The 22,176-nt window shown below is 67.3% G+C and carries 21 protein-coding genes; 3 read left to right on the plus strand and 18 right to left on the minus strand.

Annotated elements, in window-relative coordinates; translation table 11 throughout:
• Positions 1 to 146: 146 nt before the first annotated feature.
• The 4 genes from WS75_RS20360 to edd form a co-directional block, all read right to left on the minus strand.
• On the minus strand, positions 147 to 650 hold the full coding sequence (locus tag WS75_RS20360) for a gluconokinase (RefSeq protein ID WP_059682553.1): 504 nt from the start codon (positions 648 to 650) through the stop codon (positions 147 to 149).
• Positions 651 to 663: 13 nt separating this feature from the next.
• Positions 664 to 2,025: a GntP family permease gene (locus tag WS75_RS20365; protein ID WP_059535304.1), complete on the minus strand. Its 1,362-nt coding sequence runs from the start codon at positions 2,023 to 2,025 to the stop codon at positions 664 to 666.
• 263 nt (positions 2,026 to 2,288) lie between these two features.
• Positions 2,289 to 2,915, minus strand: a complete 627-nt coding sequence (gene eda / locus WS75_RS20370; protein WP_059465387.1) for a bifunctional 4-hydroxy-2-oxoglutarate aldolase/2-dehydro-3-deoxy-phosphogluconate aldolase — start codon at positions 2,913 to 2,915, stop codon at positions 2,289 to 2,291.
• Between the two features lie 19 nt (positions 2,916 to 2,934).
• Positions 2,935 to 4,791 carry a phosphogluconate dehydratase gene (gene edd / locus WS75_RS20375; RefSeq protein ID WP_059682556.1) on the minus strand — a complete coding sequence of 619 codons (1,857 nt, stop codon included), beginning with the start codon at positions 4,789 to 4,791 and terminating at the stop codon, positions 2,935 to 2,937.
• A 293-nt stretch (positions 4,792 to 5,084) separates the two neighbouring features.
• Between edd and WS75_RS20380 the strand changes: the two genes are divergently transcribed.
• Positions 5,085 to 5,933 (plus strand): MurR/RpiR family transcriptional regulator, encoded by an 849-nt coding sequence (locus tag WS75_RS20380; RefSeq protein ID WP_059682558.1) that lies wholly within the window; start codon positions 5,085 to 5,087, stop codon positions 5,931 to 5,933.
• A gap of 84 nt (positions 5,934 to 6,017) precedes the next feature.
• On the opposite strand, the gene WS75_RS20385 is transcribed toward WS75_RS20380, so the two are convergent.
• The 9 genes from WS75_RS20385 to WS75_RS20425 all read right to left on the minus strand — a co-directional run bounded on the left by WS75_RS20385 (position 6,018) and on the right by WS75_RS20425 (position 15,296).
• Positions 6,018 to 6,440, minus strand: a complete 423-nt coding sequence (locus WS75_RS20385; protein ID WP_156429839.1) for a CopD family protein — start codon at positions 6,438 to 6,440, stop codon at positions 6,018 to 6,020.
• Positions 6,441 to 6,457: 17 nt separating this feature from the next.
• Positions 6,458 to 7,729: a glutamate-5-semialdehyde dehydrogenase gene (locus WS75_RS20390; RefSeq protein ID WP_059682562.1), complete on the minus strand. Its 1,272-nt coding sequence runs from the start codon at positions 7,727 to 7,729 to the stop codon at positions 6,458 to 6,460.
• A 137-nt stretch (positions 7,730 to 7,866) separates the two neighbouring features.
• The gene (holA, locus tag WS75_RS20395) at positions 7,867 to 8,961 is read right to left on the minus strand and encodes a DNA polymerase III subunit delta (RefSeq protein WP_059682564.1); all 1,095 of its coding nucleotides are present in this window, start codon (positions 8,959 to 8,961) and stop codon (positions 7,867 to 7,869) included.
• Positions 8,962 to 8,979: 18 nt separating this feature from the next.
• A complete protein-coding gene (locus tag WS75_RS20400) occupies positions 8,980 to 9,531 on the minus strand; it encodes an LPS-assembly lipoprotein LptE (RefSeq protein ID WP_059682566.1) in 552 nt (183 codons plus the stop codon).
• Between the two features lie 38 nt (positions 9,532 to 9,569).
• The gene (gene leuS, locus WS75_RS20405) at positions 9,570 to 12,164 is read right to left on the minus strand and encodes a leucine--tRNA ligase (protein ID WP_059682568.1); all 2,595 of its coding nucleotides are present in this window, start codon (positions 12,162 to 12,164) and stop codon (positions 9,570 to 9,572) included.
• Between the two features lie 279 nt (positions 12,165 to 12,443).
• Entirely contained in the window at positions 12,444 to 12,899 is a 456-nt protein-coding gene (locus WS75_RS20410) for an ExbD/TolR family protein (RefSeq protein ID WP_059682570.1), read from the minus strand.
• A 24-nt stretch (positions 12,900 to 12,923) separates the two neighbouring features.
• Positions 12,924 to 13,592 (minus strand): MotA/TolQ/ExbB proton channel family protein, encoded by a 669-nt coding sequence (locus WS75_RS20415; protein WP_059682572.1) that lies wholly within the window; start codon positions 13,590 to 13,592, stop codon positions 12,924 to 12,926.
• Between the two features lie 19 nt (positions 13,593 to 13,611).
• The gene (gene dapB, locus WS75_RS20420; RefSeq protein ID WP_059608229.1) at positions 13,612 to 14,409 is read right to left on the minus strand and encodes a 4-hydroxy-tetrahydrodipicolinate reductase; all 798 of its coding nucleotides are present in this window, start codon (positions 14,407 to 14,409) and stop codon (positions 13,612 to 13,614) included.
• Positions 14,410 to 14,474: 65 nt separating this feature from the next.
• Positions 14,475 to 15,296, minus strand: a complete 822-nt coding sequence (locus tag WS75_RS20425) for an outer membrane protein assembly factor BamE (RefSeq protein WP_059682574.1) — start codon at positions 15,294 to 15,296, stop codon at positions 14,475 to 14,477.
• A 142-nt stretch (positions 15,297 to 15,438) separates the two neighbouring features.
• Between WS75_RS20425 and fur the strand changes: the two genes are divergently transcribed.
• Positions 15,439 to 15,867 (plus strand): ferric iron uptake transcriptional regulator, encoded by a 429-nt coding sequence (fur, locus tag WS75_RS20430; RefSeq protein ID WP_011350926.1) that lies wholly within the window; start codon positions 15,439 to 15,441, stop codon positions 15,865 to 15,867.
• A gap of 196 nt (positions 15,868 to 16,063) precedes the next feature.
• On the opposite strand, the gene WS75_RS20435 is transcribed toward fur, so the two are convergent.
• The 3 genes from WS75_RS20435 to WS75_RS20445 form a co-directional block, all read right to left on the minus strand.
• A complete protein-coding gene (locus WS75_RS20435; protein WP_059682576.1) occupies positions 16,064 to 16,588 on the minus strand; it encodes an ureidoglycolate lyase in 525 nt (174 codons plus the stop codon).
• A gap of 13 nt (positions 16,589 to 16,601) precedes the next feature.
• The gene (gene alc / locus WS75_RS20440; protein ID WP_059682578.1) at positions 16,602 to 17,609 is read right to left on the minus strand and encodes an allantoicase; all 1,008 of its coding nucleotides are present in this window, start codon (positions 17,607 to 17,609) and stop codon (positions 16,602 to 16,604) included.
• Between the two features lie 101 nt (positions 17,610 to 17,710).
• Entirely contained in the window at positions 17,711 to 19,030 is a 1,320-nt protein-coding gene (locus tag WS75_RS20445; RefSeq protein ID WP_059682580.1) for a C4-dicarboxylate transporter DctA, read from the minus strand.
• Between the two features lie 188 nt (positions 19,031 to 19,218).
• Here WS75_RS20445 and WS75_RS20450 point away from each other — a divergent pair, with 188 nt between their 5' ends.
• On the plus strand, positions 19,219 to 19,941 hold the full coding sequence (locus WS75_RS20450; protein WP_179948933.1) for a FadR/GntR family transcriptional regulator: 723 nt from the start codon (positions 19,219 to 19,221) through the stop codon (positions 19,939 to 19,941).
• A gap of 247 nt (positions 19,942 to 20,188) precedes the next feature.
• Here the strand turns inward: WS75_RS20450 and WS75_RS20455 are convergent, their stop codons facing one another.
• Both WS75_RS20455 and WS75_RS20460 read right to left on the minus strand, forming a co-directional pair.
• Complete coding sequence (locus WS75_RS20455) at positions 20,189 to 21,247, minus strand: L-idonate 5-dehydrogenase (protein WP_059682584.1); 1,059 nt, start codon at positions 21,245 to 21,247, stop codon at positions 20,189 to 20,191.
• A 9-nt stretch (positions 21,248 to 21,256) separates the two neighbouring features.
• Positions 21,257 to 22,030: an SDR family NAD(P)-dependent oxidoreductase gene (locus tag WS75_RS20460; protein WP_059608222.1), complete on the minus strand. Its 774-nt coding sequence runs from the start codon at positions 22,028 to 22,030 to the stop codon at positions 21,257 to 21,259.
• Positions 22,031 to 22,176: the final 146 nt, after the last annotated feature.

The raw sequence follows: 22,176 nt of genomic DNA on the forward strand, positions 1-22,176 counted from the left end.
ATCACGCCAAAAGTTAACATCTCAGCGCAGCGTTTACAACCAATCCTTCCCTAAAATAAAAAATGCCGTTCAGCTGCTTAACTGAACGGCATTAGCCCCGAGGGGCGCCTTTTTCACTGCTGCATGACGATTGCAGCGAACCGCGCTCAATGTTGCTGCGCGATACCCAGCTTCAGCATGACCTGATCGACGATCTGCTCGGGCGTCAGCTCGATGCTGACCACGATCGCTTCGTCCGGGCCCGGTTCCTCGAGCGTGTCGAGCTGGCTCTTGAGCAGCGACGGATCGAAGAAATGGCCGGTGCGGGTCTTCAGGCGCTCGTGCAACACCTCGAACGAACCCTTCAGATACACGAACCGCACGTCGGTATCGGAGCCGCGCAGCACGTCGCGGTACGACCGCTTCAGCGACGAGCAGGTGAACACGGCGGTCTCGCCGGCACGCTGCTTCTCCTCGATGGCCGCACGGATCGTGCGCAGCCACGGCCAGCGGTCGTCGTCGGTGAGCGGAATGCCGTTGTGCATCTTTTCCTTGTTCGCCGCGCTGTGAAACGCGTCGCCATCGGTATAGCTGCACGACAGGCGTTCTGCCAGCATTTCGCCGATTCGCGATTTGCCCGCGCCCGACACGCCCATTGCGATCAGAATCATTGACTACCCCTTGTTACAAAACCACGCTCAGCAGCAGCGTAAAGCTCAGACCGAGCACCGAGATGATGGTTTCAAGCAGCGACCAGGTCTTGAACGTCTGGCCGACCGTCATCCCGAAATATTCCTTGATCAGCCAGAAGCCGCCGTCGTTCACATGCGAGAAGATCAGCGAGCCGGAGCCCGTCGCGAGCACGAGCAGCTCCGGACGAACCGCCGCGCCCGACGCCGCCGCGATCGGCGCGACGATGCCGCAGGCCGTCGTCATCGCGACCGTCGCCGAACCCGTTGCCAGACGCATCAGCGCCGCGACGAACCAGCCGAGCAGCAGCGGCGACAGGTGCGCGTGCTTCGCGGTCTCGACGATCTGCTGCGAGATCCCGCTGTCGCGCAGGACGCCGCCGAAGCCGCCGCCCGCACCGACGATCAGCGTGATGCCGGCGATCGGCGCCAGGCACTCGCCGCAGAACTTCTGGATCTGGTCGCGGTTGAAGCCCTGCAGCTTGCCGAACGTGAAGAAGCTCACCAGCACGGCGATCAGCAGCGCGACGTCGGAGTTGCCGGCAAAGCGCAGCAGGTTGTTCGGCAGCGACTTCGGTGCGAACACCAGGTCGGCCCAGCTGCCGACGAGCATCAGCACGACGGGCAGCAGGATCGTGAACAGCGTGATGCCGAAACTCGGCAGCTCGCGCTTGCGACCGTCCGTGTGCGTATCGACGAACTGCGCTGCGAGCGGGTTGTTTTCCGGCAGCTTCACGAACTTCGAGATCATCAGCGCGAACAGCGGACCGGCGATGATCGCGGTCGGCACGCCGACGATCAGGCCGAACGCGATCGTCTTGCCGATATCGGCGCCGTATTGCTGAACGGCCAGCAGCGCGGCCGGGTGCGGCGGAATCAGCCCGTGCACGACGGACAGGCCGGCCACCATCGGCAGACCGACGACGAGCAGCGATTTGCCGGTGCGCTTCGCGACGTTGAACGCGATCGGGATCAGCAGCACGAAGCCGACTTCGAAGAACACCGGCAGGCCGACGATGATCGCGACGAACATCATCGCCCAGTGGATGTTCTTTTCACCGAACCAGTCGATCAGCGTGGTCGCGATCCGTTCGGCGCCGCCCGATTCGGCCATCATCTTGCCGAGCATCGTGCCGAGACCGACGACGATCGCGATGTGGCCGAGCGTGCCGCCCGTGCCCGTTTCGAAGGACTTGACGATCTTGTCCATCGGCATGCCGACGACGAGACCCAGGCCCAGCGAAACGATGATCAGCACCAGGAACGGGTAGATCTTGTAGCGCGCGATCATCAGGATCAGCGCGGCAATCGCGATCAGCGTGAATACGAGCAGCATGCTGCCTTGGACAGCCCCCATGTGGCACTCCTCCTTGAATTGTTCGAAACCGGGCGAGCTGTTGCGAGTATGCCCGGCTATGCAGGTCTCCGAAACACGGGGGGCACCCACCCCGTGAGGACGCTGAATTTTACTTATCTTTACGGTCCACGGATAGAACCGGTTCCATCAGCAAAAACCCTCGGTAAAACAAGCATTAAGCGCTTGTTTGCCGAGGGTCAAGGACGTGACGTTCGCAAGCCCCGTTACGGGCGCGAACGGGCCCTTATCATTTCGTACAAGTATTAACGATGAAGCTGGCTCGCGGCTTGCGCGAGACGCGTGACCTCGGCCCAGTCCTGCGCGGCGAGCGCGGCCTTCGGCGTGAGCCACGAACCGCCGACGCACACGACGTTCGGCAGCTTCAGGAAATTCGGCGCGGTGTCGACCGTGATGCCGCCCGTCGGGCAGAACTTCAGCGCCGGGAACGGGCCGTGGAACGCCTGCAGCATCGGCACGCCGCCGGCCTGCTGCGCGGGGAAGAACTTGACGATCTCGTAGCCGAATTCGAGCGCCTGAATGATGTCGCTCGGCGTCATCACGCCCGGCAGCAGCGGCAGGCCGGCGTCGAGCGACGCGAGGTGCAGGTCCTTCGTCAGGCCCGGCGACACGCCGAACTTCGCACCCGCGCGCTTCGCCTGCTCGCAGTGCTCGGGCTTCGTGATCGTGCCGACGCCGACGACGATGTCATCCGCGAGCTGGCTCGCGCGCTGGATCGCTTCCAGGCCGGCCGGCGTGCGCAGCGTGATCTCGAGCACCTTGACGCCGCCCGCGTGCAACGCGCGCGACACGTGTTCGCCCTGCTCGACCGAGTCGAATGCGAGCACCGGAATCACCGGGCCCAGCTTCACGATTTCAGCAATCGTCTTCATCAAATTCGCTCCTTGAAATTCATGCAGAGACGCGGACGGCCGCTTCGCCGACCAGCGCCCCGAAAACCGATGCGCCCTGCTCGGCCGGCGCGGCCGCCGCGCGGAACACGCCGAACAGTTCGCGACCGAAACCGACCTCGTTCTCGGCCTGGTGCAGCGGCTGCGCGACCGGGCGCGCCTGCCACTCGGCGTCGTCGACCTCGATGTCGAGGATGCCGGCTTCCGCGTCGATCACGAGCGTGTCGCCCGTCTTGACCTTGCCGAGCGGGCCGGCCAGCAGCGCCTCCGGCGACACGTGGATCACGGCCGGCACCTTGCCCGACGCACCGGACATGCGGCCGTCGGTCACGAGCGCGACGTGGAAGCCCTGATCCTGCAGCACGCCGAGCAGCGGCGTCAAACGGTGCAGCTCGGGCATCCCGTTGGCGCGCGCGCCCTGGAAGCGCACGACCGCGACGAAATCGCGCTTCAGCTCGCCGCGATCGAAGGCCTGCTGCACGGCTTCCTGCGAATCGAACACGATCGCGGGCGCGCTCACCTTGCGGTGCTCGGGCGCGACCGCCGAAATCTTGATCACGCCGCGGCCGAGCCGGCCCTGCATCAAGCGCAGGCCGCCATCCGGCTGGAACGGGTCGCGAATGCCGCGCAGCACCTTCGTGTCGTGGCTCTCGGCCGTGCCGTCGACCCACGTCAGCTTGCCGTCGATCAGCTTCGGCTCCTTCGTGTAATGCGACAGGCCCTTGCCTGCGACGGTCGTCACGTCTTCGTGCAGCAGCCCGCCTTCGAGCAGGTTGCGCACCAGGAACGCGACGCCGCCCGCCGCGTGGAAATGGTTCACGTCGGCCTTGCCGTTCGGGTAGATCTTCGCGAGCAGCGGCACGACCGCCGACAGCTCGTCGAAATCGTTCCAGTCGATCAGGATGCCGGCCGCGCGCGCGATCGCGACGAGATGCAGCGTGTGGTTGGTCGAGCCGCCCGTCGCGAGCAGCGCGACGATCCCGTTGACGATCGCCTTCTCGTCGATCACATGGCCGATCGGCGTGTACTGGCCGCGCTCGACCGTCAGGTCGAGCACGCGGCGCGCGGCTTCGGCGGTCAGTGCGGTACGCAGCGGCGTGTGCGGATGAACGAACGCCGAACCCGGCAGGTGCAGGCCCATCAGTTCCATCAGCATCTGGTTGCTGTTCGCGGTGCCGTAGAACGTGCAGGTGCCGTGGCCGTGATACGCGGCCGATTCCGCTTCGAGCAGCGCGTCGCGGCCGACCTGGCCGGTCGCGAATTGCTGGCGGATCTTCGCCTTGTCGTCGTTCGACAGGCCGCTCGTCATCGGGCCGGCCGGCACGAAGATGGTCGGCAGGTGGCCGAACTGGAGCGCGCCGATCAGCAGGCCAGGCACGATCTTGTCGCAGATGCCGAGGCAGAGCGCCGCGTCGAACATGTTGTGCGTGAGCGCGATCGCCGTGCCCATCGCGATCGCCTCGCGCGAGAACAGCGACAGCTCCATCCCCGGATTGCCTTGCGTGACGCCGTCGCACATCGCGGGCACGCCGCCCGCGAACTGCGCGACGCCGCCGTTCTCGCGCGCGGCGACCTTGATGATGTCAGGGAAGTCCTTGTACGGCGCGTGCGCGGACAGCATCTCGTTGTACGAGGACACGATGCCGATGTTCGGCTCGCGGATCGCCTTGATCTGGAACTTGTCGCTGCCTTCGAGACCCGCGAAGCCGTGCGCGAGGTTCGCGCACGACAGTGCGCCACGCGCCGGGAACTTGCCCTGCGCGCCGTCGATGCGCTGCAGATAGGCTGAACGGGTCGATTGGCTGCGGGCGATCACGCGTTCGGTGACTTTCGCCAGAGTGGGGTGCAGCGACGTCATGCTGGGCGCTCCTGTATGCCGGACGACACCGGCGGTTGGAATCGTGGGGACGGTCGAGTGCGTCGAACGAACGAAGTCAGTCTAGTAGAAAAACTACAAGCATGCAATGCGGATCAACATGCGCGCAACCCTCATTCCCGCCACCAGCAAGGCTTTACCTAGTGAAAACCCTAATCACCAGCATTTTCCACCCAAGAAATCGCGGACGACGGAGCTAGCATTTTCACGTAGATTTTCTACAATTCGATTGCGATACACTCGCTCATCCGAACCCGATTTTCATTCGCCGTCCCATGCTGCCTCGCATTGAAGCGATCCGCGCCGACCTGCGCCCGTCCGAGCGCAAGCTCGCCGACTACATTCTCGCCGCGCCGCGCGAGGTGCTTGACCTCGCCATGACCGAGCTGTCGACCCGCGCGGGCGTCAGCCAGCCGACCATCGCGCGCTTCTGTCAGGCGCTCGGCTGCAGCGGCTTTCGCGAATTCAAGATCCGGCTCGCGCAGAGCGTCGCGCCGGGCGTGTCGTCGGTCTATCGCGACGTCGAGCCCGACGAGCCCGCGCCCGGCATCATCGGCAAGGTGTTCGACCGCACGATCGGCGCGCTGATCGAAGTGCGCAACAGCCTGTCGGCCGGCAGCGTCGCCGACGCGATCGCCCTGCTGTCGAACGCGTCGCGGATCGAGTTCTACGGCGCCGGCGGCTCGGGCATCGCCGCACAGGACATCCAGCACAAGTTCTTTCGGCTCGGCGTGCCGAGCGTCGCGTATTCGGACCCGCACACGTTCTCGATGTCGTCGGCGCTGCTCGGGCCGCACGACGTCGTCGTCGCGATCTCGAATACCGGCCGCACGCGCGATATCGTCGATGCCGCGCGCTCAGCGCTCGCGTGCGGCGCGAAGGTCGTCGCGATCACGCAGAGCCACTCGCCGCTCGCGAAGCTCGCGACGGTGAGCCTCGCGTCGAACGTGGCCGAGGAAACCGACGTGTTCTCGCCGATGACGTCGCGGATGTCGCATCTCGCGATCGGCGACATCCTCGCGGTCGGCGTTGCGCTGTCGCGCGGGCCCGCGCTCATGGAGCGCGTCGGCCGCGCGAAGGAAGCGATCACGCGCCGCCGGATCGACGACTCGACGAAGGAATGACGCATACGGCGCGCAAATGAAAACGGCGCCCCGAGGGGCGCCGTTGCGCATCGATCGACTGCCGGCATGCCGCCGCCGGAAAGTTCAGAACGGCTTGATCACGACCAGCGCGACCGCCGCGAGCATGCCGAGCACCGGCAGCTCGTTGAACACGCGATACCACTTGTCGGTGCGCTTGTTCTCACCGCGCTCGAACACCCGCAGCAGGTGTCCGCAATACGCGTGGTAGATGATGAGCAGCAGCACCACCGTCACCTTCGCGTGGATCCAGCCCTGCCCCTGGCCGATGCCGATCACGAGCCAGAGCCACAGCCCGCATGCGAGCGCCGGCACGGCGATCATCGTCATGAAGCGGAACAGCTTGCGCGCCATCAGCAGCAGGCGCCGCACCGCGGCCGGATCGGTCTCCATGGCCAGGTTCACATAGATGCGCGGCAGGTAGAACAACCCCGCGAACCACGCGGCGATCAGAACGATGTGGAACGTCTTGACCCAGAGCATTGCCATCGGTTGTGCGCCTCGCGTTACTGACGGCCTTCGCCGTGCCCGAGCACGACGTACTTCAGCGACGTGAGCCCTTCCAGGCCGACGGGGCCGCGTGCGTGCAGTTTGTCGTTCGAGATGCCGATTTCCGCGCCGAGGCCGAATTCGAAGCCGTCCGCGAAGCGCGTCGACGCATTGACCATCACGCTGGCCGAATCGACTTCGCGCAGGAAGCGCATCGCGCGGTCGTGATCCTCGGTGACGATCGCATCGGTGTGGTGCGAGCCGTAATGGTTGATGTGCTCGATCGCGGCGTCGAGGCCGTCGACGACCTTGATCGCGAGCACCGGGGCGAGATATTCGGTGTGCCAGTCTTCGTCGGTGGCGTCGACGAGCGGCCCGATGCCCGCCTCGGCGAGTACCGCGCGCGCGGCCGCATCGACGCGCAGCTCGACCTGCTTGTCGCGATACAGCTTGCCGAGCGGCGGCAACAGCGTCGCCGCGATGCCGCTCGAAACGAGCAACGTTTCCATCGTGTTGCAGGTGCCGTAGCGGTGCGTCTTCGCGTTGTCGCACACCGTCAGCGCCTTGGCGAGATCGGCACGATCGTCGACATACACGTGGCAGATACCATCGAGGTGCTTGATCATCGGCACGCGTGCCTCGTTGATCAGGCGCTCGATCAGGCTCTTGCCGCCGCGCGGCACGATCACGTCGACGTATTCGGTCATCGTGATCAGCTTGCCGACCGCCGCGCGATCGGCCGTCGCGACGACCTGCACGGCATCCTGCGGCAGGCCGGCCGCCTCGAGCCCTTCGCCGATCAGCTTCGCGAGCGCCGCGTTCGATTCGAGCGCCTCGGAGCCGCCACGCAGGATCGTCGCGTTACCCGACTTCAGGCACAGCGCGGCCGCATCGATCGTCACGTTCGGGCGCGACTCGTAGATGATGCCGATCACACCGAGCGGCACGCGCATCTGGCCGACCTGGATCCCGCTCGGGCGGTACTTGAGGTTGCCGATCTCGCCGATCGGATCGGCCAGCGACGCAACCTGGCGCAGGCCTTCGACCATCGTCTTCAGCGCCTTGTCCGACAGCGTCAGGCGGTCGATGAACGCCGCATCGAGCCCCTTTTCGCGGGCACGGGCGACGTCGCGTGCATTCGCATCCTTCAGCGCCTGCGCGTCGCGCTCGATCGCGCGTGCGACGGCGTCGAGCGCCGCGTTCTTCGCGGCCGTGCTGGCGCGCGCCATCGCGCGGGAAGCGTGCCGGGCACGGCGGCCCAGGTCCGTCATGTACTGGTCGATATCCATCGTGTGACTCGAAAAGCGAGCCGCTTGGCGCGGCGTGAATTCGTGGGGAGCGTGGAGCGCGGCGGCAAGCGGGCCGCGCCAGCGATCGAAACATTGTAAGCGGGTTGCGATGCGTGCGCTGAAGGCCCGGACGGGGCTTAACGACGCACGCGACCCGCGGTCGGCGGTCGCTCGCCGCGCGCGCCCGCGACGGTCATCGCGAGCTGGAACAGGCCGTCCCACGGATCGGGCGGCGGATCGTCCTGCGTGCGGCGGCCCGGCGCGACGGCCGACAGCCCCTTCACCTGCCGGTCGAGCTTCGCGGCGAACGCGAGCGCCTTCTCGAGAACCGCCTCCGACACGCGGTTCAGCGCGGGGCCGATCAGCCGTTCGCGCGGCCCCCACACTCGGTTCTCGCGCAGCAGCGTGGCGAGCGGCTTGCCGGCCGTCGCCCCGCGCTTGATCCGCAACAGCGTGCGCAATTCCTCGACGACGGCCCACATCACGAGCACGATTGCCTCGCCCTCGCCCTTCAACCCGTCGATCATCCGTGCGAGCCGGGCTGCGTCGCCCGCGAGCATCGCCTCATTCAGCTTGAAGACGTCGTAGCGCGCGACGTTCAACACCGCGTCGTGCACCTGCTCGAACGACAACACGCCCTGCGGATAGAGCAGCCCAAGCTTCTGGATTTCCTGGTGCGCGGCGAGCAGGTTGCCCTCGACGCGCTCCGCGATGAACTGCAGCGCGCGCCGGCCATCGTCGCCGGCCGCGACGCGCTGGCCCTGCATCGACAGACGCTGGCCGATCCAGTTCGGCAGTTGCGCGCGGTCGACCGGATCGATCTTCAGCGCGACGCCGCCGTTCTGCAGCGCGGTAAACCACGCGGATTTCTGCGTTGCCGCATCAAGGCGCGGCAACGTGACGAGCATCAGCGCGTCGGGATTGGGGGTCGCCGCGAGCGTCTTGAGCGCGTCGGCGCCTTCCTTGCCGGGCTTGCCCGACGGAATGCGCAACTCGATCAGCTGACGCTCGCCGAACAGCGACATCGCCTGGGTCGCGCCGAGCAGCACGCTCCAGTCGAAGCCGCGCTCGACCGTATGCACCGAACGTTCGGTGAAGCCGGCCGCGCGCGCGGCCGCACGAATGCGGTCGCACGCTTCCTGCGCGAGCAGCGGCTCGTCGCCGTAGACGGTGTAGAGCCCGGCCAACCCCTTCGCGAGGTGCGGCTCCAGCGCATCAAGTCGCAATTGCATCGGTGCGTGCGCGGGCGATCAGAGCGGCGGCGGCGGCAGCGGCGCGCCCGGTGCAACGCCCGGCACCACGTCCTCCGGCGCCGGCGTCAGCGAGTGGACGATCGCAAGACGCCGCATCAGCTGGTCGACCGCGTCGTTCTCCATGTCCGCGTACAGGATGTCGGCTTCCTGCGCCTTCGCGTTCGTGTACTGGTCGCTGTACGTCATCGCGCGGTTCAGCGCGATCGCGCTCGGCGGGATCAGCACGGTGCCGTCCTTGCTCGTCAGCGTGTAGTTCAGCGTATAGAACAGCGCGTATTCCTGCGCCGACCCGTACTTGTTGAGCGTCAGCGTGTTCTGTCCGCGCGACTCCCACATGCGCAGCACGGCGTCGGCGTCGTCCGCCGACTTGACGATCTTCGTGTCGCTGCCGGCCTCGACGAGACGCGTCAGCCGCGCCTCGACGGGCGCGGGCGCGCCGGCCACCAGCAGGTGCTTGAACGCATAGTCCTGCTGGCCGCGCAGCTGGAAGCCGCATGCCGACAGCGCGACCGCGCTGCCGACGAGCATCAAAAACGATCTGCGGATCACCTTCGCTCCTTCTGGGTACGTCAGACGGCCGGCGGCCGTCAGACGACGATGTTCACGAGGCGGCCCGGCACGACGACGATCTTCTTCGCCGGCTTGCCGTCGCTGAACTTCGCGAACGCATCGTCGGCCACCGCCGCTGCTTCGATCGCCTCGCGGCTCGCGTCCTTCGCGACCTTCAGCGCGCCGCGCACCTTGCCGTTCACCTGCAGCACGAGTTCGATCTCGGCCTGCTCGAGCGCGGCCTCGTCGACCTTCGGCCACGGTGCGTCGAGCAGCGAGCCGAATTCATCCGCGTAGCCGAGCGCCTTCCACAGCTCGAACGTGACGTGCGGCACGACCGGGTACAGCACGCGCAGCAGCACGCCGTACGTTTCGCGCAGCACGCCGGGCGTCGCGCCCTTCGCGCCGTCGATCGCGTTCAGCATCTTCATCGCGGCCGACACGACCGTGTTGTATTGCAGACGCTGGTAGTCGAAATCAGCCTGCTTCAGCACGCTGTAGATCTCGCGGCGCAGTGCCTTGTCGGCATCGCCGAGCGCGGCCGCGTCGAAGCCCGCACGCGCGGCGAGCGCTTCACGATTCGTCGCGCCGAAGCTCCACACGCGACGCAGGAAGCGGCTCGCGCCCTCGACGCCCGCGCCCGACCACTCGAGCTGCTGCTCGGGCGGTGCGGCGAACATCGTGAACAGGCGCGCGGTATCGGCGCCGTACTGGTCGATCAGCACCTGCGGATCGACGCCGTTGTTCTTCGACTTCGACATCTTCTCGATGCCGCCAAGCACGACCGGCTGGCCGTCCGTGTTCAGCGTCGCGCCGACCGGGCGGCCCTTGTCGTCGTGCGTGACCGTCACGTCGGCCGGGTTGTACCAGGTCTTCTTGCCGGAAGCGTCTTCACGGTAGAACGTCTCGTTCAGCACCATGCCCTGCGTCAGCAGGTTCTTGGCCGGCTCGCCGAACTTCACGAGGCCGAGGTCGCGCATCACCTTGGTCCAGAAACGCGAATACAGCAGGTGCAGGATCGCATGCTCGATGCCGCCGATGTACTGATCCATCGGCATCCAGTAATCGGTGCGCGCGTCGACCATCGTCTCGGCATCCGGCGCCGTGTAGCGCGAGAAGTACCACGACGAATCGACGAACGTGTCCATCGTGTCGGTTTCGCGCTTCGCGGCCGCGCCGCACTTCGGGCACGTGCAGTTCAGGAACGCTTCCGACTTCGCGAGCGGGTTGCCCGAGCCGTCCGGCACGAGGTCTTCCGGCAGCACGACGGGCAGATCCTGCTCGGGCACCGGCACGTCGCCGCACGACGGGCAGTGGATGATCGGGATCGGCGTGCCCCAGTAGCGCTGGCGCGATACGCCCCAGTCGCGCAGGCGCCACGTGACCTGCTTGTCGCCGAAACCGCCGGCCTTCAGGTCGGCCGCGACCGCGTCGACGGCTTCCGCGTAGCGCAGGCCGTCGTACTTGCCGCTGTTCACGCAGGCTGCGACTTCCTTGTCGCCGTACCACTCCTGCCATGCGTCGAGCGAGTACTCCTGGCCTTCGGCCGCGATCACCTGCTTGATCGGCAGGTCGTATTTCTTCGCGAACGCGAAATCGCGCTCGTCGTGGCCCGGCACGCCCATCACCGCGCCTTCGCCATAGCTCATCAGCACGTAGTTGCCGATCCACACCTCGACCGGCTCGCCGGTCAGCGGATGCGTGACCGAGAAGCCCGTCGCGACGCCCTTCTTCTCCATCGTCGCGACGTCGGCCTCGGCGACGCCGCCGCGCTTGCATTCGTCGATGAACGCCTGCAGTTCCGGCTTGCCCTGCGCCAGGCGCGTGGCGAGCGGGTGCTCGGCCGCGATCGCGCAGAACGTGACGCCCATGATCGTGTCGGCACGCGTCGTGAACACGCGCAGCAGCTTCTTCTCGCCGTCGAGTTCGTACGGGAAGCCGAAGTTCACGCCGAAGCTCTTGCCGATCCAGTTCTGCTGCATGATCTTCACGCGCTCGGGCCAGCCGAGGCCGTCGAGATCGTTCAGCAGCTCATCCGCGTACTGCGTGATGCGCAGGTAGTACATCGGGATCTCGCGCTTCTCGACGAGCGCGCCCGAGCGCCAGCCGCGGCCGTCGATCACCTGCTCGTTCGCGAGCACGGTCTGGTCGACCGGGTCCCAGTTCACGGTGCCCGTCTTCTTGTACGCGATGCCCTTCTCGAGCATCTTCAGGAACAGCCACTGGTTCCACTTGTAGTAGTCGGGCTTGCACGTCGCGATCTCGCGCGACCAGTCGATCGCGAGGCCCATCGACTGCATCTGGCCCTTCATGTAGTCGATGTTGTCGTAGGTCCACTTCGCGGGCGGCACGCCGTTCGCCATCGCGGCGTTCTCGGCCGGCATCCCGAACGCATCCCAGCCCATCGGCATCAGCGTGTTGTAGCCGTTCATCCGCAGATAGCGGTACATCACGTCGTTGATCGTGTAGTTGCGCACGTGACCCATGTGCAGCTTGCCGGACGGGTACGGCAGCATCGACACGCAGTAGAACTTCGGCTTCTGCGAGTCTTCCTTCGTCTTGTAGGCATCGGCTGCGCGCCAGTCGCCCTGGGCGGCGGCTTCGACGTCGGCGGGTACGTATCTCTCGTGCATGGTGTGGTTCGGACTAGGCTTTAAGCGGCGCGCCACGAGGCGGGCACGCGGAAGTGGACGAAATCGGGCAGCCCGGCGGCGGGAGCAGGCTCACGGTTCTCGGGCCTGCCGCATGGTTCCGGATATTCGCCGGGTAACCCGGAGGGTCTCCAGGTTACCCGGCGAAACCCTGCCAACCGGGCGGAAACGACGATTATACCGTCCGTGGCGGGCGGGACGGCCGGTCTCGCGGGCCGGCCATGCATTCTTGCCCGCCCGGGCGCGCGGGCGGGCTGCGCGTCAGCGTGCCGCGCCCGTGGCCGCCGGTGCGGCGGCGCCCGCCGGCGGCACGTCGGTGACGAAGCCGATCCGCGTGAGGCCCGCGGCCTGCGCGGCGCCCATCACCTGCGCGATCACCTCGTAGCGGGTCGCGCGCGATGCGCGCAGCCGCAACTCGGGCGGCGCGGCGCCCGCGGCGGCGGCGCGGAAGCGCGCCGGCAGCGCGTCGAGTGCGACGGGCGCGTCGTCCCAGTAGAGTTTGCCGGCGTCGTCGATCGACAGCGTGACCGACTGCGGCGTGTCGCGCGCGACACTCGCCGCGACCTTCGGCAGGTCGAGCCGGATCGCGTGCGTCATCAGCGGCGCGGTGATGATGAAGATGACGAGCAGCACGAGCATCACGTCGATCAGCGGCGTCATGTTGATCTCCGCCATCGGCGCGGACGTCTTGTGGTGCTCCAGTCCGCCGAATGCCATGGTCGCTCCTCCGGAATGCGCGCGTCAGGCTTCCTGCGCGCACACGAACACGTGCAGGTCGCGCGCGAAGCCGTCGAGTTCCTCGGCGAGCTGGCGTACGAGCCGCCCGAGGATGTTGTAGGCGAGCACCGCGGGGATCGCGACGACGAGCCCGAACGCGGTCATGATCAGCGCCTCGCCGACCGGCCCCGCGACGTTCTCGATCTGCGCCTGCCCGCTCGCAGCGATGCTGCCGAGCGCGTGATAGATGCCCCATACGGTGCCGAGCAGGCCGACGAACGGCGCGGTGCTGCCGATCGACGCGAGCAGCACCTGACCGAACTCGAGACGGCGCTGCGAGCGCAGCATCGCGTGACGCAGCGCGCGCAGCACGCGTTCGCTGCGCTCGACACGCGCGGCGAGCGCGGCCGGATCATGTTCGTCGGCCGCATCGCGCGCCGCTTCGGCGAGCGGTACGAACACGCGCTCGCGATCGGCACCGGCGAGCGCGGCGATGCCCGCGTCGAGCGACGCCGCGCGCCAGAACGAGGCGAGCGCCCGCGGCCCCTGGCGCTTCGCGCGGACCAGCAGCCAGGCTTTCATGAGGAGGAAGCACCAGCTGGCGACGGACATCGCCAGCAGCACGTAGGCGACGGCGTGCGTGATCGCATCGCCGCTTTCGAGGTAGTGGACAACGCCGGTGGGAATCGCCATCGGAGTTTCCCCGTGAGGGTCAGCGCAGGCCGAGCACGTCCTGCATGTCGAACAGGCCGGCGCCGCGCGCCGACAGGAAGCGGACCGCACGCAGCGCGCCCTGCGCGTACGATACGCGGCTCGACGACTTGTGCGTGATCTCGATCCGTTCGCCGATCCCGGCGAACAGCACGGTGTGATCGCCGACGATGTCGCCGCCGCGCACGGCCGCAAAGCCGATCGTCGACGGATCGCGTTCGCCCGTCACGCCCTGGCGGCCGTACACCGCGCATTCGTCGAGCGAGCGCCCGAGCGCGCCGGCAACGGCCTCGCCCATCATCAGCGCGGTGCCCGACGGCGCGTCGACCTTGTGACGGTGGTGCGCCTCGATGATCTCGATGTCGTAGCCGTGCGAGAAATGCTTTGCCGCGAATTCGAGCAGCTTCAGCGTGACGTTCACGCCGACGCTCATGTTCGCCGCGAACACGATGCCGATCTTGCCTGCCGCGGCCTGCAGCTCGGCCTTCTGCTCGGCGGTGAAGCCGGTCGTGCCGATCACGAGCTTCACGTCGTGGCGCAGCGCGGCCGCGACGTGCGCGATCGTGCCTTCCGGCCGCGTAAAGTCGATCAGGTAGTCGGCCTGCGCGAATACGGCGTCGAGGTCGTCGGTCAGCTTGATCCCGGTTTCCTTGCCGAGGAACGCGCCCGCGTCCTGACCGAGGAACGGCGAATCGGCGCGGTCGAGCGCGCCGACGAGCTGCGCGTCGGAATCGTTGAGAACGGCTTCGATCAGCATCCGGCCCATACGGCCCGATGCACCGGCAATCGCAATCTTCATGGCTTTCTACACGACAGGTCTAAAGGCGGGCGGCGCTTGCCGCCCTGTTTCCGCTCGCGGGCCGCTTACTGCGACTGGGCCGGCGCGGTGAGCGGCTGGTTCTGCAGGTTGTCCGAACCCTGCGGGCCGACCGGCGGCGACGCCTCGTTCGACACGTTCGGCTGCGGCGGGCGATGGAACTGGAATTGCGGCTGGATCGCCGGCGCGGCGCCCGGCGGCTGGCCGCCCGGCACCGGCGCGCCGCCCGAAGCCTGCGCGGACGGCGTGAAGCGGCGGGCGGTCGTGCCCTGCCCCGACACCTGGTTGGTCGCGCGGTTCGCCGCGCGCGCCGCCTGGGCGTTGGCATCCTGATCGACCGCCACGCCGGAAACCGGCTCGGTGGATGCGGTCGCGGTCGCGGTCGCGGTCGCGGTCGCGGCCGCCTGCGCGGCGCTCGCGGCAGCAGCGGCTTCGGACGCCTTCTTCGCCGCAGCCGCCGCCTTCGCCTTCTTGCCGCCGCGATCGCCGTCGATATCGGCCAGCAAATCGAGTTCGGAAGGCAGGTTCTCGGCACCCGTCCAGCTCGCGAGGCGATCGGCCGAGAACGTCAGCACGAGGTCGCGCTGCTGGACGACCGACGTGGAGCCGCGCTTGAAGTAAAAGAGGTAATCCCAGCGGTCGGCATGAAACATGTCCGACAGCAGCGGCGTGCCGAGCAGCGCGCGGACCTGCTCGCGCGTCATTCCGGCCTGCAGCTGCGCGGCCTTCTCCTGCGACACGAAGTTGCCCTGCACGACAGTGATCCGATAGGGCGTGATGCTCTGCGCGATACGCTGCGTCACGCTGTCGTACGACGAACAACCAGCCAGCGCGGCAACGGCGGCGGCAGCGATGATGGCACTCCGCATGCGACTCCTCTGAAGGTGCGAAAGAGATTCCGGGAACATTTCCGTCACCGTGCAGGCCCGCGTCGCGGGCCGCGCGTGTTTCTGGAACGGCGAAAAGCCGGTAACATTGAAGCCCTGCATTGTACTCTAGGGATGCCTAGCCATGACCAATCCGACGGATCTCAAGAATATCGGGCTAAAGGCCACCCTACCGCGCCTCAAGATTCTCGAGATCTTCCAGCAAAGCCCGGTGCGTCACCTGACGGCCGAAGACGTCTACCGCAATCTGCTCAACGAGCAGCTCGACATCGGGCTCGCCACCGTTTACCGCGTGCTGACGCAGTTCGAGCAGGCCGGCCTGCTCACGCGCAGCAACTTCGAATCCGGCAAGGCCGTGTTCGAACTGAACGAAGGCTCGCACCACGATCACCTCGTCTGCCTCGATTGCGGCCGCGTCGAGGAATTCTTCGACGCCGAGATCGAAGGCCGCCAGCAGGCGATCGCGAAGGAACGCGGCTTCCGGCTCCAGGAACACTCGCTCGCGATGTACGGCTCCTGCACGACCGAGAACTGCCCGCACCGCAAGCACTGATCCGCACGCATCACGCCTGCGCCACGGCCCGGCCGGCATCCCGCCGCCCGGGCCGTGTTGTTTTCGGGATCGGAATGAAAAAGGCCCGCACGTTGCGGGCGGGCCGGCTCGGGAAAGTTTCCAATTGTGAGCGGCGAGCCATGCCGCCGCCCCACGGTGCGCGATGCTCGACGCCCGATGCCCCCTTCGCCGCGCGTCAGGCTGCGCTCGCGCACGCCGGCGCGAACTCGAGCGTCCACGCGCCGTCGAGCGGAATCTCGTCGCAGTTCGGCTGCGGGCCGCCGCGGTCGACGATCACGAAGTCGCTGACCGCGTCGAGCGCGAGCAGCGGATGGTGCCAGACGCCCTTTGCGTAGTTCACGCCCTGCCAGCCTTCGGCGAGAAACGCGCGCATCGCGTCGGGCCGGAACTCGCCGGCCGGCGCGACGACGATCGCGTAGCGCGACACGGCCGCGAGCGGAATGAACGCCTGGCTGCCGTGAGGATGGCGCTCCATCAGCGTGATCGCGACCGGCAGCGCGCGCGGCTGCGCGCGAAACACGCTGACGAGCGGCCGGCCGCCGTCCGCGCAGACGTCGATCGTCGCGAGATCGTGGAAGCGCTCGGTCGTGCCGCCGTTGATCGGGAAGTGCCGCGCGCCTTCGAGCGCGATCACGTCGCCGAACGGCGCGAACGCCTCGCGGGTCAGGCGCTCGACGCGCAGGATGTGTGGTCCGCTCATGCCGATGCCTCCTTCAAGCCGGCTCGCCCCACAGACGCAGGCGCGACACGCCGCCGTCCGGGAAGATGTTGAAACGCACGTGCGTGACGGGGCCGAGTGCCGCGAGCTGGTCGAACGTATGCACGTGGTCCATCTGCAGCTTCTGCTCGCCGAGCAGCTCGGCCCAGAACATCGACTGCGTGACGAGCGAATCGTCGGTGCCACCCACGACCCGCGCGGCCTGCAGCGAACAGCGGTCGGGGAAGTTGCCCTTGAAGAACGCCGTATCGACCTCGACGCGCCGGATGATGCCCGGCCGCGCCAGCGCGACGATCGCCCAGTCGTTGCCGGGCTCGCGGCGGCGCCGCGTTTCCCAGCCGTCGCCCATGTTCGCGCCGCGCCCCGGCATCAGCATCTGCGAGGCCGGACCGAAGTGCTGGTTGTTCGCGGCCACCAGGTAGCCGCCGTTCTCGATCGCCGCGAGATCGACGAGCTCGCCGGCCGGCACCTGGCGCCAGTCGCGCTGCGGCTGGCCGTACACGCGCAGCCGCGCGAGCCCGCCGTCCGGATACAGGTTCACGCGCAGGTGCGTGACCGGCTGCGCATCGTCAACGCTCACGTAGTGGTGCGAATTGCCCTGCAGCGTCGTCGCGGGGACGATCGTGCGCCATTCGGCGTCGTCCGGCGGCGTGTCCCCGTCCACCGCGCATGCCTCGATCGACGCCGCCGGCGGGAAGTTGCCGGTGAAGTGGCTCGTATCGAGATCGACGCCGTGAATCACGCCCGGCCGCGCGAGCCGGACCACGCAGAAGTCGTGGCCGGTGGTGCGCTTGCGGCGCGTTTCCCAGCCGTCCATCCACTTGCCGTGGTCGTCGTACTTGCCGGGAATGAAGACGGCCGGCTCGGGATTCAGCATGCGCTCCTTCGGCGCGAAGAATTCGTCGCTGGCGAAAAGCGCCTGTGCGCCCAGGCGCGGGTCGGCGAGGTTCATGTAGCGCCGCGTGAAGGCCGGCGCGTTCGGATCGAGGATGGGGGCTGCCATGTCGTCTCCAATATCTTGATGAGGGCCGGCGCATCGTCGCGCCGGCCGCAGGGAATTCGTTCACGCGAGGCGGCCGGGCAAGCCGCTTCGCGCGAGGGTGCTCAGAGCGCGTGGGCCTGGTCGCCGGCGACCGGTGCGGCGCTCGCCGATTCGTCGGCCACGTAGCGCAGTTCGCGGTTCAGCACGCGCGTCGCGCGGGCCCGGTCGATGTCGTTCTCCCACACGGCGACGACCACCGTCGCGACGCAGTTGCCGATCAGGTTGGTCAGCGCGCGGGCGATGCCGACGAACCAGTCGACCGGCAGGATCAGCACGAGGCCCAGCACCGGAATCGCGGGAATCGCCGACAGCGTCGCCGCGAGGATCACGATCGCCGAACCCGGAATCCCGTGCGCGCCCTTCGACGTGACGAGCGATACCAGCAGCACGACGATCAGGTCATGCGTGGACAGCGGCGTATTGGTGGCCTGCGCGATGAACAGCACGGCGAGCGTCAGGTAGATCGAGAAGCCGTCGAGGTTGAACGAATAGCCGGTCGGGATCACCAGGCCGACCGTCGAATCCTTGATGCCCATGTATTCGAGCTTGCTCATCACCTGCGGCAGCACCGCGTCCGACGACGCCGTGCCGAGCACGATCGACAGTTCCTCGCGCAGGTAGCGGATCAGCTTGAACACCGAGAAGCCCGCGATGCGCATCACGATGCCGAGCACGACCGTGACGAACACGATGCAGCTCAGGTAGAACACCGCGACGAGGTAGCCGAGCTGCTTGAGCGACGCGACGCCGTACTTGCCGGTCGTGAACGCGATCGCGCCGAGCACGCCGAGCGGCGCGAGCTTGATGATGAAGCCGATGATGCGGAAGAACACGTGCGACAGCTCCTCGATCAGGCTGTTCACGCGCTGCGCCTTGTCGCCGAGCAGCGACAGCGCCGAGCCGAACAGCACCGCGAACACGAGGATCTGCAGGATGTCGCCCTTCGCGAACGCGTCGATCGCGGTGTCGGGGATGATCTTCATCAGGTAGCCAGCCGTGTCCTTCAGGCTTTCGGCGTTCTTCGCGTACGACGAGAGCGAGGCCGCGTCGAGCGAGTGCAGGTCGATGTTCATCCCGACGCCCGGGCGCGTCAGCCACGCGAGGACGAGCCCGATCCCGAGCGCGATCGTCGTCATCACCTCGAAGTAGACGACCGCCTTCAGGCCGACCCGGCCGACCTTCTTCAGGTCGCCCGCATTGGCCATCCCGCTGACCACGACGCAGAACACGATCGGGCCGATGACCATCTTGATGAGCTTCAGGAAACCGTCGCCGAGCGGTCGCAGCGATTCGGCGAAATGCGGGAAGAACGCGCCGAGCGCGACCCCCAGGATTAATGCGACGACTACCCGGCCAAACAGCGAATTGAGGAATTTCGACACGGCGCTCTCCCGATCCAACGGTTGCAGTTTCGTCTGTTCATACTGGTAAGACCAGTGATGTTATGGTCGATAGTAGGAAGCCGATATAGTCGCGTCAAGGCCGAACAAAATAGGGATTTCCCGCCCATGCAGGGGCGGATCGTGACTTTCCCGTAGGCCGGTCATGCATCGCGCGCAGGCGGATTACAATGCCGGTCAGACCGGCCATCGTTCACATCATGAAAAACGTTCCGCACACCGTGACCGACGCCGCCATCGCGACGATCCGCGACCGGATCGAGGCAGGCGTGTACCCGGTCGGCAGCCTGCTGCCGGCCCAGCGCCAGCTCTCCGAGGAGCTGGAGATCAGCCGCGCGTCGCTGCGCGAGGCGCTCTCCACGCTCGAGGCGCTCGGGATGCTGCGCATCCGCGCCGGCAAGGGCGTGTATGTCGAAAGCGCCCAGGCGACGGCCGCCCATGCGTGGCAATTCGCCGAGCAGTCGTCGCCGCCCGACACGTACCAGATGCGCTATGCGCTCGAAGGATTCGCCGCGCGGATGGCCGCGCACGTCGTCACCGACGACGACATCGCATGGTTCGAGGATAACCTCGCCGACCTGCACGTCGCGCTGACCGAGAGCGCACTCGACGAAGCGTCGCGGCTCGACTTCGACTTCCACATGCGGATCATCCATCTCGCGGGCAACGCGGCGATCGAGTCGGTGCTGCGCAGCAGCGCGGACATCATGAAGGAAAGCCAGCGCATGCCGTTCTACCGGCGCGAGCTGCTGCTGTCGACGTGGCACGAGCACCGCGCGATCGTCGACGCGCTGATCGCCCGCGATGCGGCCGCGGCCGGTACGGCGATCGAGACGCACATCGCGAACGCCGCGCAACGCGCGGGCGTCTTCTTCCCGACGCCGGGCACCTGACGCCCCGTCGGCCGGCGGTCCCGGCCGCCGCGGCAGCCCATTCTCCGGTCGTACCGGTCATCCCCCCGAAGGATCGCGATACGCGAGCGCGCGCCCGACGCGCATAGACCTCGCCGAATTCGGTGAGCTGCACCGCGCGGCAAGTCACGCAGTCGCCCGCTTTCGCGCCCGCCAATGAAACAGGCACGCTCCGCAAATCGCGGGCGTGCCTTTCCTGCATGCGCGCCGTCGCGCCATCAGCGGACGATCATGCCCCCTCGTGCGCGAAATCGATCAGCACCTTCATCGCACGCTGCCGGTCACCGGCCAGCTCGAACGCGCGGTTCGCGTCGCGCATCGGGAACACGCCGGTCACAGCGGGGCGCAAGTCGACGCGCTGCGCATTGATCAGCTGCACCGCGAGCGCGAATTCCGCATGGAAGCGGAATGAACCGCAGATCGACAGCTCCTTCGCGACCACGACGTTCTGCGGCAGGCTGACATCGCCGCCGAGCCCGAGCTGCACGACGATGCCGCGCGGCCGCATCACGTCGAGACCGTCGCGCAGTGCGCGCCCATTGCCCGAACACTCGATCATCACGTCGAACGTGCCCTTGTCGGCACCGTAGCGCGCGACCCAGCCGGTGTCCGTCGACGCGTTGATCGCGTGATCCGCGCCGAGCGCGCGGGCAACCTCGAGCGGCGCATCGACCACGTCGGTCGCGACGATCTCCGCCGCGCCATGCACGCGCGCCGCCGCGACCGCCAGCACGCCGATGGGCCCGCACCCCGACACGAGCACCCGGCGGCCGATCAGCGGGCCCGCGCGCGACACTGCATGCAGCCCGACCGCGAACGGCTCGGCAAGCGCCGCGAGCGACAGCGGCACATGGTCCGCCACCTTCACGCACTGCGCGGCATCGCACACGAGCGCGTTGCGAAATGCGCCCTGCACGTGCGGCATGCGCATCGCGCTGCCATAGAAGCGCATGTCGAGACACTGGTTCGGGAGCCCTTCCAGGCAGTAGCGGCACGCGCCGCACGGGCGGCTCGGATTCACCGCGACGCGATCGCCGACCTTCACCGACGTCACGTCCGGCGCAACGGCCGCCACCGTGCCGGCCACTTCATGGCCGAGCACCATCGGCTGCTGCAGCCGGATCGCGCCGAAGCCGCCGTGCCGGAAATAATGCAGGTCGGAGCCGCAGATGCCGCCCATCGCGACATCGACGCGCACCTGGCCCGGGCCGATCTCGCCCGCGTCCTGCTCTTCGAGCCGCAGGTCGTTCGGACCGTGGATCACGAGACACATGCAACGCATACGCATGACGTTCTCCTATACGGCGCTGGTCAGGCCGCCGTCGACGAACAGCGTCTGGCCGTTCACGAAATCGGATGCGGCCGATGCGAGGAAGATCGCCGCGCCGCACAGCTCGTCGACGCGCCCCCAGCGGCCGGCCGGCGTGCGCTTGCAGAGCCATTCGGAGAACGCCGCGTCGTCGACCAGCGCGCGGTTCAGCTCGGTCTCGAAATAGCCTGGCGCGAGGCCGTTCGCCTGGATGCCGTGACGCGCCCAGTCGGCGCACATCCCTTTCGTCAGCATCCGCACCGCGCCCTTCGTCGCCGCATACGGAGCGATCGTCGGCCGCGCAAGCTCGCTCTGCACCGAGCAGATGTTGATGATCTTGCCGCGGCCGCGCGCGATCATGTGGCGCGCCACCGCCTGCGCGACGTTGAACACGCCGTCAAGATTCACGCGCATCAGCGCGTGCCAGTCGTCCGGCTCGAATGCATCGAGCGGTGCGCGGCGCTGGATGCCCGCGTTGTTCACGAGGATGTCGATCGCGCCGACGCGCGCCTCGAAATCGTCGATCGCCGCACGCACCTGCGCATGCTCGGCGACGTCGAACACCGCGTAATCGGCCGCGAAACCTTCCTCGCGGAAATGGTGCGCGAGCGTCGCGGCCTTCTCCTCATTGCGGTCGTTGATCACGATCGCCGCGCCGGCTTCCGCGAGCCCGCGGGCGAGTGTCAGCCCGATCCCGCGTCCGGAACCCGTGATCAGTGCGCGGCGGCCGTCCAGCCGGAACCGGTCAAGCGCGTTGCTCATGCATGTCTCCTCGTGCCAGCGAGCCGACCGCCGGTCGCGGCCGGTATCGCGATGAGCGTATCTTCGGCGCTCGGCCGGGGCCGCGCCAATAGTCTTTTTTGATCCGGTTATCATGAAATCCGATCACCGTCCGCCGCCGCCCGCCC

Source organism: Burkholderia sp. FL-7-2-10-S1-D7 (assembly GCF_001524185.1).
GTDB classification, from domain to species: domain Bacteria; phylum Pseudomonadota; class Gammaproteobacteria; order Burkholderiales; family Burkholderiaceae; genus Burkholderia; species Burkholderia diffusa.

Bases quoted from the DNA above. Each gene is read 5' to 3' on its own strand.
- WS75_RS20435 (WP_059682576.1), bottom strand. From the start codon at position 16,588: ATGAGCGGACCACACATCCTGCGCGTCGAGCGCCTGACCCGCGAGGCG.
- WS75_RS20385 (WP_156429839.1), bottom strand. From the start codon at position 6,440: ATGGCAATGCTCTGGGTCAAGACGTTCCACATCGTTCTGATCGCCGCG.
- WS75_RS20390 (WP_059682562.1), bottom strand. From the start codon at position 7,729: ATGGATATCGACCAGTACATGACGGACCTGGGCCGCCGTGCCCGGCAC.
- WS75_RS20460 (WP_059608222.1), bottom strand. From the start codon at position 22,030: ATGAGCAACGCGCTTGACCGGTTCCGGCTGGACGGCCGCCGCGCACTG.
- alc (WP_059682578.1), bottom strand. From the start codon at position 17,609: ATGGCAGCCCCCATCCTCGATCCGAACGCGCCGGCCTTCACGCGGCGC.
- leuS (WP_059682568.1), bottom strand. From the start codon at position 12,164: ATGCACGAGAGATACGTACCCGCCGACGTCGAAGCCGCCGCCCAGGGC.
- WS75_RS20410 (WP_059682570.1), bottom strand. From the start codon at position 12,899: ATGGCATTCGGCGGACTGGAGCACCACAAGACGTCCGCGCCGATGGCG.
- eda (WP_059465387.1), bottom strand. From the start codon at position 2,915: ATGAAGACGATTGCTGAAATCGTGAAGCTGGGCCCGGTGATTCCGGTG.
- edd (WP_059682556.1), bottom strand. From the start codon at position 4,791: ATGACGTCGCTGCACCCCACTCTGGCGAAAGTCACCGAACGCGTGATC.
- WS75_RS20425 (WP_059682574.1), bottom strand. From the start codon at position 15,296: ATGCGGAGTGCCATCATCGCTGCCGCCGCCGTTGCCGCGCTGGCTGGT.
- WS75_RS20380 (WP_059682558.1), top strand. From the start codon at position 5,085: ATGCTGCCTCGCATTGAAGCGATCCGCGCCGACCTGCGCCCGTCCGAG.
- fur (WP_011350926.1), top strand. From the start codon at position 15,439: ATGACCAATCCGACGGATCTCAAGAATATCGGGCTAAAGGCCACCCTA.
- WS75_RS20360 (WP_059682553.1), bottom strand. From the start codon at position 650: ATGATTCTGATCGCAATGGGCGTGTCGGGCGCGGGCAAATCGCGAATC.
- holA (WP_059682564.1), bottom strand. From the start codon at position 8,961: ATGCAATTGCGACTTGATGCGCTGGAGCCGCACCTCGCGAAGGGGTTG.
- WS75_RS20455 (WP_059682584.1), bottom strand. From the start codon at position 21,247: ATGCGTATGCGTTGCATGTGTCTCGTGATCCACGGTCCGAACGACCTG.
- dapB (WP_059608229.1), bottom strand. From the start codon at position 14,409: ATGAAGATTGCGATTGCCGGTGCATCGGGCCGTATGGGCCGGATGCTG.
- WS75_RS20365 (WP_059535304.1), bottom strand. From the start codon at position 2,025: ATGGGGGCTGTCCAAGGCAGCATGCTGCTCGTATTCACGCTGATCGCG.
- WS75_RS20415 (WP_059682572.1), bottom strand. From the start codon at position 13,592: ATGGCGATTCCCACCGGCGTTGTCCACTACCTCGAAAGCGGCGATGCG.
- WS75_RS20450 (WP_179948933.1), top strand. From the start codon at position 19,219: ATGCCGGTCAGACCGGCCATCGTTCACATCATGAAAAACGTTCCGCAC.